The 14372-nt window shown below is 70.0% G+C and carries 14 protein-coding genes; 11 read left to right on the top strand and 3 right to left on the bottom strand.

The window, feature by feature from the left end; genetic code table 11:
• Window positions 1-354 precede the first annotated feature (354 nt).
• Window positions 355-1146 (bottom strand): methyltransferase, encoded by a 792-nt coding sequence (locus QH270_RS26240; RefSeq protein ID WP_280346744.1) that lies wholly within the window; start codon window positions 1144-1146, stop codon window positions 355-357.
• 103 nt (window positions 1147-1249) lie between these two features.
• On the opposite strand from QH270_RS26240, the gene QH270_RS26235 reads away from it, so the two are divergent.
• From QH270_RS26235 to trmD, 6 genes are all read left to right on the top strand, one after another.
• Window positions 1250-2059, top strand: a complete 810-nt coding sequence (locus QH270_RS26235; RefSeq protein ID WP_280346743.1) for a nuclear transport factor 2 family protein — start codon at window positions 1250-1252, stop codon at window positions 2057-2059.
• A 203-nt stretch (window positions 2060-2262) separates the two neighbouring features.
• On the top strand, window positions 2263-3357 hold the full coding sequence (locus tag QH270_RS26230; protein WP_280346742.1) for a metal-dependent hydrolase family protein: 1095 nt from the start codon (window positions 2263-2265) through the stop codon (window positions 3355-3357).
• 242 nt (window positions 3358-3599) lie between these two features.
• The gene (gene rpsP / locus QH270_RS26225) at window positions 3600-4037 is read left to right on the top strand and encodes a 30S ribosomal protein S16 (RefSeq protein ID WP_232999915.1); all 438 of its coding nucleotides are present in this window, start codon (window positions 3600-3602) and stop codon (window positions 4035-4037) included.
• A complete protein-coding gene (locus QH270_RS26220; RefSeq protein ID WP_019048210.1) occupies window positions 4037-4279 on the top strand; it encodes an RNA-binding protein in 243 nt (80 codons plus the stop codon). The genes rpsP and QH270_RS26220 overlap by 1 nt, the downstream gene beginning before the upstream one ends.
• Window positions 4280-4801 (top strand): ribosome maturation factor RimM, encoded by a 522-nt coding sequence (rimM, locus tag QH270_RS26215; RefSeq protein ID WP_280346741.1) that lies wholly within the window; start codon window positions 4280-4282, stop codon window positions 4799-4801.
• A 3-nt stretch (window positions 4802-4804) separates the two neighbouring features.
• The gene (trmD, locus tag QH270_RS26210; RefSeq protein ID WP_280346740.1) at window positions 4805-5488 is read left to right on the top strand and encodes a tRNA (guanosine(37)-N1)-methyltransferase TrmD; all 684 of its coding nucleotides are present in this window, start codon (window positions 4805-4807) and stop codon (window positions 5486-5488) included.
• Between the two features lie 3 nt (window positions 5489-5491).
• Here the strand turns inward: trmD and QH270_RS26205 are convergent, their stop codons facing one another.
• Together QH270_RS26205 and QH270_RS26200 are read right to left on the bottom strand one after the other, a co-directional pair.
• A complete protein-coding gene (locus tag QH270_RS26205) occupies window positions 5492-5860 on the bottom strand; it encodes a VOC family protein (RefSeq protein ID WP_280346739.1) in 369 nt (122 codons plus the stop codon).
• A gap of 334 nt (window positions 5861-6194) precedes the next feature.
• Complete coding sequence (locus tag QH270_RS26200; protein WP_280346738.1) at window positions 6195-7046, bottom strand: helix-turn-helix transcriptional regulator; 852 nt, start codon at window positions 7044-7046, stop codon at window positions 6195-6197.
• A gap of 94 nt (window positions 7047-7140) precedes the next feature.
• Between QH270_RS26200 and QH270_RS26195 the strand changes: the two genes are divergently transcribed.
• From QH270_RS26195 to rplS, 5 genes are all read left to right on the top strand, one after another.
• Entirely contained in the window at window positions 7141-8766 is a 1626-nt protein-coding gene (locus QH270_RS26195; protein ID WP_280346737.1) for an AMP-binding protein, read from the top strand.
• Window positions 8766-10379, top strand: coding sequence for an AMP-binding protein (locus QH270_RS26190; protein WP_280346736.1), 1614 nt, complete (start codon window positions 8766-8768; stop codon window positions 10377-10379). Before QH270_RS26195 ends, QH270_RS26190 begins: the two co-directional genes overlap by 1 nt.
• 47 nt (window positions 10380-10426) lie before the next feature.
• On the top strand, window positions 10427-12820 hold the full coding sequence (locus QH270_RS26185; RefSeq protein WP_280346735.1) for a Tex family protein: 2394 nt from the start codon (window positions 10427-10429) through the stop codon (window positions 12818-12820).
• Between the two features lie 20 nt (window positions 12821-12840).
• A complete protein-coding gene (locus tag QH270_RS26180; RefSeq protein ID WP_280346734.1) occupies window positions 12841-13719 on the top strand; it encodes a hypothetical protein in 879 nt (292 codons plus the stop codon).
• A gap of 164 nt (window positions 13720-13883) precedes the next feature.
• Window positions 13884-14225, top strand: coding sequence for a 50S ribosomal protein L19 (gene rplS / locus QH270_RS26175; RefSeq protein ID WP_019048201.1), 342 nt, complete (start codon window positions 13884-13886; stop codon window positions 14223-14225).
• Window positions 14226-14372: the final 147 nt, after the last annotated feature.

Raw genomic sequence — 14372 nt, 5'->3', positions numbered from 1 at the left:
AATTCTACTGTGCACGAGGGCCGCTGACGCGGTACTACGCGCGGAACGGAACTCACCCCGATCAAGGCCGCGGCACACGACGACGAAAACCCGGCCCCGCACGACCCGACCTCGAGGAGGGTCCGCCGCGTCAGCGGCGGGGGGGGGGGGGGCCGCCCCGCCCGCGCCCCCCCAGGGGCGCGCCCCCCCCCCCCCCCCCCCCCCCACCAAACAGCCCCGAGGGGGGGGGTGGGGGGGGGGGCGGGGGCGGGCGGGGCGCCCGCCCGGGGCGCGCCGCGCCCCCCCCCCCCCCCCCCCCCCCGCCGCTGACGCGGCGGACCCTCCTCGAGGTCGGGTCGTGCGGGGCCTGCTTTGTCAGATCACGCCGGGAATCAGTGCCTTGCGGTTCGCCGGGTAGTCGGCGAACTTCTCGCGGTACCAGCGATGTGTCGCGAAGGCGCGGGGGACCAGATTGCCCGCGGTGATCAGGAAGATCGCGACACCGGCCAGCGACCAGGTGAGCAGCGCGAACCCGGCCCACGCGATCAGCTCGCCGAGGTAGGCCGGACTGCTGACGAAGCGGAAGCCGCCGCCGTGCGGGACGCGGTACTCCGCGGCCCCGGGATCGTTCTTATCGCGCAGATTCCGCACGATCCACTCCGACCGCACCAGCAGCGCGAACCCGCCCAGGTACACCACCAGCCCCACCAGGAAGCGCGGGTCGGTGAGCCAGGCGGTGCTGTACTGGTTCTTGTAGTCGTTGCTGAAGAACGCGCCGTTGAGGTAGCCGTGCAGCGCCGTCACGAACACGCCGGCGCCGACGACCGACACGTTGAAGGTGCTCTTCTTGCCCGGCACCTGCCGGATCGAGAGCGGGAAGAACCAGCCGCGATTGCCGTAGTGCAGCACCCAGATCGCGGCCAGCACCAGCGGGACGGGCTCGAAGCGGTCGGGGCCGCTCAGATAGAAGACCGCGAAGACGACGGTCGCGGGCAGCTCCATCAGCCACCAGCCCAGCTTGGGGTTGAGATTGAAGCCCACCGCGTTCGAGGCGAAGCGGCCGTACGGGCTCTGGGCGAACAACCCGCCCACGATGACGAACGCGGCGAAGGCGAAGGCGATGGCCAGCACCGTGTCGTAGGTCGTGTTCCCGGTGTACCAGTCCATCGAGATCCTCTGTCCAACAGGCGCCTGCCACGATCGGCGACGCAAAACTAGAACACGTTCTATCATGGATGGCGCAGGGGAAGAGCGACAATGGAGGACGCACATGCCGGTCGACCGGACCGCTGAAGACCTGCTGGCGGCGGTGCTGGCATCGCCGCGTGCCGTGGCGGCGCACGACAAGACCGCCTGGGTCGGCCTGTTCGCCGAGCGGGCCGCCGTGCACGATCCCTACGGTTCCCGCGAGCACATCGGCCCCGAGGCCATCTCACGCTTCTACAACGTGTTCATCGCGCCCAACACCATCGCCTTCCGGGTCGAGCGCGACATCGTCGCCGGTCACACGGTGGTCCGCGACCTGCACATCGAGACGACGATGTCGACGGGCGCCACCGTCTCGGTGCCCATGCACCTGCGCTACGACCTGATCGCGACCGACGGTGGCTGGCGCATCGCCCGCCTGGCCGCGCACTGGGAGCTCGGCGTGATGATCGGGCGGCTGCTGCGCACCGGCCCGGCGGGCGTGCTCGCGGGCGCGAAACTCGGGCCGCAACTGGTCGGCGAGCTGGGCCTCGGCGGCGCGATGGGCATGATGCGCGCGCTGCGCGGCATCGGCGGCCGGGGCAAGCGCGCCGTCGGCGCGCTGTTCACGGCGGCCGCGTCCGGCGACGTCGACGGTGTACGGACGCTGCTCGACGACCGCACCGTCGTCGAGTTCCCTGCCGGGAACCCGATCTCGGTCGCGGAGTTCGCCGACCGCGCGCGCGGCTTGGCGTGGGACAAGCTGATCGCCGCCGGACGCACGGTCAGCGCGAGCGTGCGGCTCGGCGCCTCGCGCGGAATCGCCTTCGTCGACTTCGCGCCTGATCACCCCCGCGTCACCGCCGTACGAGTCTTCCTCGACGGCGACAACTGACGGCACGGCCCGCTCGTCCGCCCAGCCTCGGTGGGCCGACGGTGCCGGTCACCGCGGCGGCGTTGGGCGCAGACAGGGATCGCGACCTGCCCGGGTCGGCCGGCGAATTCGGGCCCGCTGATCGCGACGCCGCGACGTGGATCGGGTGCGTGCGCCGAACGCGCGCGGTAGGTTCGGATCCAGGCCGACGTCTGGAGGTTCGTGTGCATCTGCGTGGTGTGGTTCTCCCCGGTGACGAGGAACGCGACCTCTGGGTCGTCGACGGCGCCGTCACCTTCGAGCCGGTGCCCGGGGCCGAAACACTGTGCCGTACAGGGTGGATCGTGCCCGGCCTGGTCGACGCGCACTGTCACGTCGGCATCCGCTACGGCGGCGGTGACGAGTCCCACGAGGGCGCCATCGAGCAGGCCGAGACCGAACGCGACGCGGGCGCGCTGCTGCTGCGCGACGCGGGCTCGCCGATTGATACCCGCTTCATCGACGAGCACGCCGAACTCCCGCGCATCATCCGCGCGGGCCGCCACATCGCCCGCCCGAAGCGCTACATCCGCGAACTCGGCATCGAACTCGACGACGAGCGCGACCTGCCCGAGATCGTGGCCGAGCAGGCGCGCTTCGGCGACGGCTGGGTCAAGATCGTCGGCGACTGGATCGATCGGTCGGTCGGTGACCTGCGCCCACTGTGGAGCGACGACATCCTGAAACAGGCGATCGACGCCGCCCATGCCAACGGTGCCCGCGTCACCGCGCACGTCTTCGGCGAGGATGCCCTGCCCGGCCTGATCAACGCCGGCATCGACTGCCTCGAACACGGCACCGGCCTCACCGACGACACCATCGAACTCATGGTCGCCCACGGCACCGCCCTGGTCCCGACCCTGATCAACATCGACACCTTCCCCGGCATCGCCGACAGCGCCACCAAGTTCCCTGTCTACGCGGCCCACATGCGTGACCTGCACCGTCGCGTCCGCGACACCGTCGGCCGCGCCCACGAAGCCGGCGTGCCGATCTACGCGGGCACCGACGCCGGTGGCTCCATCCGCCACGGCCGCATCGCCGACGAGATCGCCGCCCTGTCCGGCGCGGGCCTCTCACCCCACGACGCCCTCGGCGCTGCCTCCTGGAACGCCCGCACCTGGCTCGGCCGCGAGTCCATCACCGAAGGCGCCCCCGCCGACTTCGTCGTCTACGCCGAAGACCCGCGCGCCGACCCCGCCGCCCTCACCGATCCGCAGTGGGTGGTCCTGCGCGGCCTGGTCGTCAAAACCCCGAACCCCGTCACCGGCCACCGCTGACCCCGTGCGGTCGCACCGGGCCTTCCGCGCACGCGCCGTTACGGTGAGGTGGCGCGGAGGCGATTTCAGGTGGGTGGGGCCGGTCTGGCACAATGGTCAACCGTCCTTCCTGGACAGTGTCAGCCCGTCTCCGGTTCCGTACCGCGCGGCGGTCACGCACTTCATGCGCGAAACCGGACCCGCAGACCATGCGGGTCGCCGAATCGCGTGGTGACCACTCCTATCGAAAGAGGCAGATCAGCATGGCTGTTCGCATCAAGCTCACCCGCCTGGGCAAGATCCGCAACCCGCAGTACCGCGTCGTCGTCGCGGACGCCCGCACCCGTCGTGACGGCCGGGCCATCGAGTCCATCGGCAAGTACCACCCGAAGGAAGAGCCTTCGCTGATCGAGATCGACGCCGATCGCGTCGCGTACTGGCTGTCCGTCGGCGCGCAGCCGACCGAGTCGGTGCAGCGCCTGCTGGAGATCACCGGCGACTGGCAGAAGTTCAAGGGTCTGCCGGGCACCGAGGGCACCCTCAAGGTGAAGGCCGCCAAGCCGTCCAAGCTGGACCTGTTCAACGCCGCGCTGGCCGCCGCCGACAACGAGCCCGTCGCCGAGGCCGTCACCCCCAAGAAGAAGGCCGCCAAGAAGGACGAGGCCGCCGCTGAGGAAGCCGCCACCGAGGCTGCCGAGTAATGACTGCCGTTGTTGCCGATGCCGTCGAACATCTGGTTCGCGGCATCGTCGCCAACCCCGATGACGTCCGCGTCGAGCTGATCACCGGCCGCCGCGGACGCACGGTCGAGGTGCACGTCCACCCTGAGGACCTGGGCAAGGTGATCGGACGCGGTGGTCGCACCGCGACGGCGCTGCGCACCCTGGTCGCCGGCATCGGCGGCCGCGGTATCCGGGTCGACGTGGTCGACACCGACGCCTAGATGGAACTCGTCGTAGGTCGGGTCGCCAAGTCGCACGGCGTGCGCGGCGAACTCGTCGTCGAAGTGCGCACCGACGAACCGGAGCTCCGGTTCGCGCCGGGCGCCACCCTGCACGGCAGGATGCCGAAAGCGCGGGCGACCCGCGACTACACCGTGAAGTCGGCCCGGGAGCACTCGGGCCGGCTTCTGGTCTTCGTCGACGGCGTCGACGATCGCACCGCCGCCGACGCGTTGCGCGGGATGCTGTTCGTCATCGACAGCGAGACGCTGCCGCCGTCGGACGACGATTCCTATTACGACCACGAGCTCGAGGGCCTCGAGGTCCGGCTCACCGATGACACCGTGGTCGGCGAGGTCACCGAGGTGCTGCATTCGGCCGCGGGCGAACTGCTGTCGGTGCGCGCCGCCGACGACGGCCGCGAGATTCTCATTCCCTTTGTCACCGCCATCGTGCCGACCGTGTCGATCGCCGACGGACTGGTGGTCATCGATCCGCCCGAGGGCCTGCTCGATCCGGAGTAATTCGTGCAACTCGACGTCGTCACGATCTTTCCGGAGTACCTGGAGCCGCTGCGTACCGCGCTGCTCGGCAAGGCCGTCGACAAGGGCCTGATCTCGATCGGCGTGCACGATCTGCGGCGCTGGACCCACGACGTGCACAAGTCCGTCGACGATTCGCCCTACGGCGGCGGGCCCGGCATGGTCATGAAGCCGACCGTCTGGGGTGACGCCCTCGACGAGGTGTGCCCCGACGACGCCCTGCTCGTCGTCCCCACACCGGCGGGTGTGCCGTTCACCCAGGCCACCGCGCAACGCTGGTCCACCGAGCGCCATCTCGTCTTCGCCTGCGGCCGCTACGAGGGCATCGACCAGCGCGTGTTCGACGACGCCGCCCGCCGCGTCCGGGTGGAAGAGGTGAGCATCGGTGACTACGTACTCATCGGCGGCGAGGCAGCGGTGCTGGTGATGACCGAGGCCGTGGTGCGGCTGATCCCCGGCGTGCTCGGCAATCAGCAATCCCATCAGGAGGATTCGTTCTCCGACGGTCTGCTCGAGGGCCCGAGCTATACGCGCCCGGTGTCCTGGCGCGGCCTGGACGTGCCGCCGATCCTGCTCTCCGGCGACCACGCCAAGGTGGCCGCCTGGCGGCACGAACAGGCTCTGGAACGCACACGCGCGCGTCGCCCCGATCTCTTGCCGGAGCAGTAGCCGTCAGACCGTGGTCGACCTGACGGTGATGCAGAACGGATGTCCGGCGGGATCGAGCAGTACCCGCCAGCGCGGATCCTGTTGCACCGGAGCGGGCTTCGCGCCGATCGCGAGGGCGTGCTGTTCGCACAGGGTCAGGTCGGCGTCGGCGGCGAGCTCGAGCTGTACGGCGGCGCTGCCCGGCCACTGCGGCGGGTAGTAGTTCTCGACGCGTTGCGCGGCCAGGGTCAGCCCGGACGGAATGCGGATACCCACGCTGTGCGCGTCGTTCCACAGCACGCGGCCGCCGAGCAACCCCAGATAGAAGCGGGCGAGGGTCTCGGGGTCGTCACAGTCGAGCGAGACACCGGCCAGGTGGAAAGGCTCCGTCATCGGACAGACGGTACCGGTCCGAACGGGCATCGAGATTGTTTTGTCGCAAAGACAATTGGGTATTCACCTGGGTTGTTCGTTGTGTAGGAGTCCACGGTGAGGATTGCTCGTTCCATCCGGAACGGCTCCGGAGATCGCTACGCACCGCTGGTCGATCGGAGTGTGCTCGCTGTGCGTGGTTTCAAGCCTTGTGTCCCTTGAGAATTCGCGACGGTGCTGGTCGATCGCGGCGAGGATGCGGCCATCGACTCGGGCATACGGGACATAACGTCGCCGCGTGGTCCGCGCTCATCCCGTCGTCGGTTCGCGCGAACCACGCGTGACAGATCCCACATCAGGGCAGCAGGCGATGCCGCCGCGCGAGCGCGACCGCCTCGTGCCGGGTGCGCGCGTCGAGCTTGCTCATGGCCTGCCGCAGGTAGCTCTTGACCGTCTCGGCACCGAGTGAGAGCCGCAGCGCCGCTTCCTGATTCGTACAGCCCAGCGCGATCTGGGCGAGCACGTCGAGTTCCCGCCGCGACAGCCGCGGCACCGCCTCGCCGGACTCGCCGACGAGCACACCGGTGAGCCGGTCGCAGACCCCGGCGAGCCGATCGCGCAGCGCCGCGTCGCCCGCGTCGGCGGCCAGGGCGCGCAGCTCGGCATGGATTCCGCGGAGTTCCTCGGTGACCTCCGGGGTGGCCGACGGCGCCGGCGCGGTGAGCTCGAGCAGGCGCACCCGCCGATCCACCTCGTCGCGGATCGCGATCTCGGCCGCGAGCCGCCTGCCCGCCTGCACGATCACCTCGGTCGTCCGATCACCCAGCGGGCTCGTGCCACGGGTCGCGGCGTAGAGCACGGCTCTGGGCCGGTCGGCCACCACGACCGGAACCGCGACCACCGACCGCAGTCCCTCGCCGACGACCGGTCCGTCGTAGTGGTGAGTGATGGAGGAGGCGCCGCGATAGTCGGCCACCGCCGCCGGGCGGTGATGCTCCATGACCTGGCCGCCCAGCCCGGAGGTCCGTAGCACCGTGAGCCCGCGCAGTCCGGTGGTGACGGTGCCGACGAACTCGGTGAGCAGCAGTCGGTCCTCGTCGACCGGCCCGCCGAAGACCACCGGGACATTCGCCCGGCGCGCAACCCAGCGGATCTCGGCGCGCAGCGCATCGCCGTCGCGGGGACGCAGCAGGGAAGTGGCCGACATGGTCACCCCTTTTCGGGGGTAGTAGCGAACGTGAGGTGTGCCACATTCTAGGGGAGACCTGGCGGCCCGGCCCAGGGTGTTGAGGAGAACTGCGATGACTACCGACCTGGACGCGCGCGTACGCGACCTGCTCACCCGCTACGACGCGGCGGAGGCCTGCGCGGCCGAGCTGCTGTGCGATCGGCATCCGGCCGAGCGGATCGCCTTCACCGTCGTCGAGTCGGACCTGAGCGCGCACGATCTGACCTACGGCGAGCTGCGCGAGCGGTCGGCCCGGTTCGCGGCCGCCCTCGCCGAGCTCGGCGTCGGCCCCGGTGACCGGGTGGCCACGCTGATGGCCAAGTCCGCCGATCTGGTGGTGGCGCTGCTGGGGATCTGGCGGCGCGGCGCCGTGCACGTGCCGCTGTTCACCGCCTTCGCCCCGCCCGCCATCGGCTTCCGGCTCGCCGCCAGCCACACCGCGGTGGTGATCGTCGACGCCGACCAGGCCCCGAAACTGGCGAGCGAGGACATCCCCGCCGACCCGCACCGGCGCACGATCGTCGTCGGCGGGGACGTGGTGCCCGGCATGCTCTCGTTCGCGGACCTGCTCGCCGCGCACGAGCCCGACGATCCGCGCGCCGAGCCGGTGGCGGTCGGTGGTGACGGCCTGCTCGTCCAGCTGTTCACCAGCGGCACGACCGGCACGCCGAAGGGCGTGCCGATCCCGGTGCGCGCGCTGGCCTCGTTCCACGCCTACCAGGAATTCGCGCTGGACGTGCGCCCGGAGGACGTCTACTGGAACGCCGCCGACCCGGGCTGGGCCTACGGCCTCTACTACGCGATCCTCGCGCCGCTGGCGTCCGGCGTGCGCAGCCTGCTGTTGCACGCCGGGTTCTCCGCGCCGCTCACCGTGGAGGTGCTGCGCCGCTTCGGTGTCACCAACTTCGCCGCGGCCCCGACCGTGTACCGGGCGCTGCGGGCGGGCGCCACGCCCGAGGGGATCACCCTGCGCCGGGCATCCTCGGCAGGCGAACCGCTCACCCCGGACGTGGTGGCCTGGTCGGAGCGGGCGCTCGGCGTCGCCGTGCGCGACCACTACGGCCAGACCGAACACGGCATGGTCATCTGCCACGCCTGGCATCCCGAGCTCGACCGGCCCGCCCCGCTCGGCTCGATGGGTGCCCAGCTTCCCGGCTGGCGCTGTGCGGTGCTGACCGACGACGCCGATGTCGAGGCGGCGCCCGGCGAGATCGGCCGTGTCGCCATCGACACCCACCACAGCCCGCTGCTGTGGTTCCTCGGCTATCTCGACGCGCCGGAACGCACCGCGAGCCGTTTCACCGCGGACGGCCGCTGGTACCTGACCGGTGACGTGGGCTCCCGCGACGCCGACGGCTTCTTCCGCTTCAGCTCCCGCGACGACGACGTGATCATCATGGCCGGCTACCGGATCGGCCCCTTCGAGGTCGAGAGCGTGCTCGTGCTGCACGACGAGGTCGTCGAGGCGGCCGTGGTCGGCATGCCCGACGAACTGCGCGGCGAGGTACTCGAAGCCTTCGTGGTGACCCGCGACGGCGGCGACGGCGGTCCCGAACTGGCCGCCGAGTTGCAACAGCTGGTCAAGGACAAGTTCGCGGCGCACGCCTACCCGCGCACCGTCCATTTCGTGGCGAGTCTGCCCAAGACTCCCAGTGGCAAAGTGCAGCGATTCCTGCTGCGCGGCAAGGAGAACCGCTGATGTCCGAACTGAGCTACACCCATGGCCTCGCCGATGTCGCGCTGCTGGGCGACACCATCGGCGCGAATCTCGATCGCACGGTCGCGGCGTTCCCCGACAACGACGCGCTGGTGGATCGTCCCACCGGCCGCCGCTGGACCTACCGTGAACTGGGCACGGCGGTCGACGCCGTCGCGACCGGACTCGCCGCACGCGGCATCGTCGCGGGCGACCGGGTGGGGATCTGGGCGCCGAACTGCGCCGAATGGTTCCTGGTGCAGTACGCGACGGCCAAACTCGGCGCGATCCTGGTCAACATCAACCCGGCCTACCGGACCAGCGAACTCGAGTACGTCCTCGGGCAGTCGGGCGTGCGCATGCTCGTCGCCGCGCCCGAGTTCAAGACCTCGGACTACGTGGCGATGATCGAGCAGGTGCGGCCGAACTGTGCGGCGCTGGAACAGGTCCTGATCCTGGGGACCGAGGCGTGGCGGGAGGTGGCCGCCACCGCGCCCGATACCGACCGCCTGGCCGCGATCGCCGCGACCTTGTCCGCCGACGACCCGATCAACATCCAATACACCTCGGGGACAACCGGTTTCCCGAAGGGCGCGACGCTGAGCCACCACAACATCCTCAACAACGGCTTCTTCGTCGGTGAACTGTGCGGGTACACCGAGGCCGACCGGATCTGCGTGCCGGTGCCGTATTACCACTGCTTCGGCATGGTCATGGGCAATCTCGCGGCGACCTCGCACGGCGCGGCCATCGTGATCCCGGCCCCGTCGTTCGATCCGGCCGCCACCCTGGCCGCCGTCGCCGCCGAGCGCTGCACCTCGCTCTACGGCGTGCCGACCATGTTCATCGCCATGCTCGCCGAACTCGACGCGGGCGCGACACCGGACCTGTCGAGCCTGCGTACCGGCATCATGGCGGGCTCGCCGTGCCCGGTCGAGGTTATGAAGCGGGTGATCGATCGGATGGGCATGGCCGAGGTCTCCATCTGTTACGGCATGACCGAGACCTCCCCGGTGTCCACCCAGACCCGCCGCGACGACAGCATCGACCGGCGCACCGCCACCGTCGGTCGGGTCGGCCCGCACCTCGAGGTGAAGGTGATCGACCCCGGCACCGGCCGCACGTTGCCGCGCGGCGAGGCGGGGGAGCTGTGCACGCGTGGCTACTCGGTGATGCTCGGCTACTGGGACCAGCCCGACAAGACCGCCGAGGCGATCGACGCCGCCCGCTGGATGCACACCGGCGACATCGGCGTGATGGACGCCGACGGCTACGTCTCGGTCACCGGCCGGATCAAGGACATGGTGATCCGCGGCGGCGAGAACATCTACCCGCGCGAGATCGAGGAGTTCCTCTACACCCACCCCGACATCGTCGACGCCCAGGTGATCGGCGTGCCCGACCCGAAATACGGTGAGGAACTGATGGTCTGGCTGCGCCTGCGCGAGGACGCTGCCCCGCTCGACGCCGCCGCGATTCGCGATTTCTGCACCGGCCGCCTGGCCCACTACAAGATTCCCCGCTACGTCCACGTCGTCGACGAGTTCCCGATGACGGTCACCGGAAAGGTCCGCAAAGCCGAGATGCGCGAACTCGCCGGAGAGATCCTGGGCTGACCTGGGATTCCACCGGGTGTCGGGGGAGAGCTGTAGTCTCTGCGGTCGTGACGACAGCGCCCGAGACCGACACAACGACCATCCTCGCCAGCGTGGGCAGGCGGATCGCCGACGAACTGGGGGTGCGCGAGACTCAGGTCCGTGCCGCCGTCGAACTGCTCGACAGCGGCTCGACCGGGCCGGTCATCGCGCGCTATCGCAAGGAGGTCACCGGTGGCCTCGACGACGCCCAATTGCGTCAGCTCGAGGAGCGCCTCGGCTACCTGCGCGAACTCGACGAGCGGCGCGGCGCGATCATCGAATCCATCCGTGGCCAAGGCAAACTCGACCCGGCGCTGCACCAGCAGATCATGCTCGCCGAGACCAAGGCCCGGCTCGAGGACATCTACCTGCCCTACAAGCCCAAGCGCCGCACCAAGGCGCAGATCGCGCGGGAGGCCGGGCACGAGCCGGTGGCCGACGCGCTGATCGGCGACCCCACCACCGACCCGGCCGGCTACACCGCCGAACAGCTCGAGGGCGCCCGCGCCATCCTGGTCGAGCGTTTCGCCGAAGACGCCGATCTCGTCGGCGAGCTGCGTGAACTGATGTGGAACCGCGGCCAGGTCACTTCGACGGTGCGCGCGGGCAAGGAGGAGGCGGGCGCCAAGTTCGCCGACTACTTCGAGTTCAGCGAGCCCTTCCACAAGCTGCCCTCGCACCGCATCCTGGCGCTGCTGCGCGGGGAGAAGGAAGAGGTGCTCACCCTGCATCTCGAGCCCGATACCGAAGAGCCGGAGCCCGGCGAGCGCACCATCTACGAGGGCCGCATCGCCCGCGCCTTCGGCATCGCCGAGCAGGGCCGCCCCGCCGACTCCTGGCTGCTCGACACCGTGCGCTGGGCCTGGCGCACCAAACTCCAGGTGAGTCTGGGCATCGACACCCGGATGCGGCTGCGGCAGGCGGCGGAGAAGGACGCCGTCGACGTGTTCGCCGCCAACCTGCGCGACCTGCTGCTCGCGGCCCCCGCGGGCACCCGCACCACCATGGGCCTCGACCCCGGCTACCGCACCGGTGTGAAGGTGGCCGTCGTCGACGCCACCGGCAAGGCCGTCGCGACCGAGGTCATCTACCCGCACAAGCCGCAAGGCCAGACCGAGAAGTCCCTGGCCGTGCTGGCCGCGCTGGTGGCGCGCTTCAACGTGGAACTCATCGCGATCGGCAACGGCACCGCCTCGCGCGAGACCGATGCCCTTGCCGCCGAACTCATCTCACGTATCCCCGAGAACAAGCCGACCAAGATCGTGGTCTCGGAGGCGGGCGCCTCGGTGTATTCGGCCTCGGCCTACGCCTCGGCCGAACTGCCCGGCATGGACGTCTCGCTGCGCGGCGCGGTCTCCATCGCCCGCCGCCTGCAGGACCCGCTGGCCGAGCTCGTGAAGATCGATCCCAAGTCGATCGGCGTCGGCCAGTACCAGCACGATGTGTCCGAGACTCTGCTGGCCCGCTCGCTGGGCGCGGTCGTGGAAGACGCGGTGAACGCGGTCGGCGTCGACGTGAACACGGCCTCGGTGCCGCTGCTCTCGCGCGTGTCCGGGGTATCCGGCTCGGTGGCGGAAAGCATTGTGGCGCACCGCGACCAGAACGGCCCGTTCCGCAGCCGTACCGCGCTGCTCGAGGTGCCCCGGCTCGGGCCCAAGGCCTTCGAGCAGTGCGCGGGCTTCCTGCGCATCCGCGGCGGCGACGACCCGCTCGACACCTCCGCGGTGCACCCGGAGGCCTACCCGGTCGTGCGCCGCATCCTCGAGCACACCGGTCGTCCGGTGGCCGAGGTCATCGGCAACACCAGTACGCTGCGCGCGTTGCGGCCCGCCGACTTCACCGACGAGAAGTTCGGTGTGCCGACCGTGAGCGACATCATCGCCGAGCTCGAGAAGCCGGGCCGCGACCCGCGTCCGGAGTTCAAGACCGCCGAATTCGCGGCGGGCGTGGAGAAGGTCGCCGATCTGAAGCCGGGCATGGTGCTCGAGGGCGTGGTGACCAATGTGGCCGCCTTCGGCGCGTTCGTCGACGTCGGCGTGCACCAGGACGGTCTCGTGCACGTGTCGGCCATGTCGCACACCTTCGTCAAGGACCCGCGCGAAGTGGTCAAGTCCGGTGACGTGGTGAAGGTGAAGGTGCTCGAGGTCGACGTGGCCCGGCAGCGGATCGGTTTGAGTTTGCGACTCGACGACGAGCCGGGCAAGCCCGCGCAGGGGGACAATCGTGGTGGCGGCGCACCGCGCGGCCAGGGCCGGGGCCAGGGCCGTCCGCAGGGCGGGCGTGGTCAGGGCTCGGAACGTGGACAGGCGCAGGGACGCGGCCAGGCCCAAGGGCGTGGCGGCAACCAGCGCAGGCCCGCGGCCGAGCCGAGTGGATCGATGGCCGACGCGCTGCGCCGGGCGGGATTCGGCGGCAAGTAACTCGACGGCAGGCGGGCGGCATGCGACGGTGGCTCGAAGACGATGTGATCGCGCACGGCCGCCTGCCCCTGCTGTGCTTTCTGCTCGGGTTCATCCTCGGGTTCCTGGTCATCCGGCTCAGCGTCCGGCTGATCAGGGCCAATGTGCGGTGGTGGCCGGGCAACATCAAGGCAGGCGACACCCACATCCACCACATGGTGTTCGGCGTCATCACGGTGTTGTTGTCGGGCATCGGGCTGATCGCGACCGCCGAGGACTCCACCCAGGTCACCTCGAGCGTGCTCGCCACCCTGTTCGGGATCGGCGCCGCGCTGGTGCTCGACGAGTTCGCGCTCATCTTCTACCTGCGTGACGTGTACTGGGAGGAACAGGGGCGCACCTCGGTCGACGCGGTCTTCGTCGCCCTGGCCGTCACCGGTCTGCTGCTGCTCGGCGTCCAACCGGCCACGTTCCTCGACTACGACGACTTCCGCGAGTCGCGTGGCATCTGGATCCGCCTCGCGCTGCTCGCGAGCCTGCTGCTGAACCTGGTGCTGGCCGCCGTCGTGATCGCCAAGGGCAAGATCTGGACCGGCCTGTTCGGGATGTTCTTCGCCCCGCTGCTGCTGATCGGCGCCGTCCGGCTCAGCAGGCCGGGCGCCCCGTGGGCGCGCTGGCGTTACGGCGACCGGCCGCGCACCATGGCCAGGGCACTCGCCAGGGAGCGCCGCTACCGCAGGCCCGCCATCCGGGCGAAGATCTTCATCCAGGACCTGATCGCGGGAAAGCCCGACGTCGAGCACGCCAAGACGGCCGCCGAGGCCGAACTCCAACGCACCGTCGTCGCGGCGCCACCCGCCCCACCACCGCACCCGCATCTGCCGCATCGCAAGCGGGTCGACGAGCCCGTCGACTCGTGACCGGCACCGCCCGATTTCAGCAGCGGCCACCCGGTCTGGCACAATGAACCGGTTGCCTTGGACGAGTCATGTCCGAGAGCACTCCTGTTCTGAGCATGAACCGGTCGAGCGCGCGAGTGCCGCCAGGTTCCTCTGTTCGCGCAAAGAATCCGAAAAGGTGGAAAATGAACACCCTTGATTTCGTCGACGAGAAGTCGCTGCGTAGCGATGTCCCCGACTTCCGTCCGGGCGACACCCTGAACGTGCACGTGAAGGTCATCGAAGGCTCGAAGGAGCGCATCCAGGTCTTCAAGGGCGTCGTGATCCGGCGTCAGGGCGGCGGCATCGGCGAGACCTTCACGGTCCGCAAGGTGTCCTTCGGCGTGGGTGTCGAGCGCACCTTCCCGGTGCACAGCCCCAACATCGACCACATCGATGTCGTGACCCGTGGTGACGTGCGTCGCGCCAAGCTGTACTACCTGCGCGATCTGCGCGGCAAGGCCGCCAAGATCAAGGAAAAGCGCTGATCTTGCGGTAGCTGATTCCAGCACACAGGTTTCCGGTAGCCACCCCCCCCCACAAATCGGCGGGGGCCCCGCGTACAGGGTCAGCCAGCGCGACGCAAAGGGGTGCGGGTGGGGGGGGGAATGCGGCGGCCGCAGGGGGAGGGGCCG

The organism is Nocardia neocaledoniensis (genome assembly GCF_029868625.1).
In the GTDB taxonomy this organism is placed as follows: domain Bacteria; phylum Actinomycetota; class Actinomycetes; order Mycobacteriales; family Mycobacteriaceae; genus Nocardia; species Nocardia neocaledoniensis_A.
This window is presented reverse-complemented; position numbering and strand designations above follow the sequence as displayed.

Bases quoted from the DNA above. Each gene is read 5' to 3' on its own strand.
- QH270_RS26240 (WP_280346744.1), bottom strand. From the start codon at position 1,146: ATGGACTGGTACACCGGGAACACGACCTACGACACGGTGCTGGCCATC.
- QH270_RS26220 (WP_019048210.1), top strand. From the start codon at position 4,037: ATGACTGCCGTTGTTGCCGATGCCGTCGAACATCTGGTTCGCGGCATC.
- QH270_RS26200 (WP_280346738.1), bottom strand. From the start codon at position 7,046: ATGTCGGCCACTTCCCTGCTGCGTCCCCGCGACGGCGATGCGCTGCGC.
- QH270_RS26195 (WP_280346737.1), top strand. From the start codon at position 7,141: ATGACTACCGACCTGGACGCGCGCGTACGCGACCTGCTCACCCGCTAC.
- QH270_RS26235 (WP_280346743.1), top strand. From the start codon at position 1,250: ATGCCGGTCGACCGGACCGCTGAAGACCTGCTGGCGGCGGTGCTGGCA.
- QH270_RS26190 (WP_280346736.1), top strand. From the start codon at position 8,766: ATGTCCGAACTGAGCTACACCCATGGCCTCGCCGATGTCGCGCTGCTG.
- QH270_RS26180 (WP_280346734.1), top strand. From the start codon at position 12,841: ATGCGACGGTGGCTCGAAGACGATGTGATCGCGCACGGCCGCCTGCCC.
- rpsP (WP_232999915.1), top strand. From the start codon at position 3,600: ATGGCTGTTCGCATCAAGCTCACCCGCCTGGGCAAGATCCGCAACCCG.
- rplS (WP_019048201.1), top strand. From the start codon at position 13,884: ATGAACACCCTTGATTTCGTCGACGAGAAGTCGCTGCGTAGCGATGTC.
- QH270_RS26205 (WP_280346739.1), bottom strand. From the start codon at position 5,860: ATGACGGAGCCTTTCCACCTGGCCGGTGTCTCGCTCGACTGTGACGAC.
- rimM (WP_280346741.1), top strand. From the start codon at position 4,280: ATGGAACTCGTCGTAGGTCGGGTCGCCAAGTCGCACGGCGTGCGCGGC.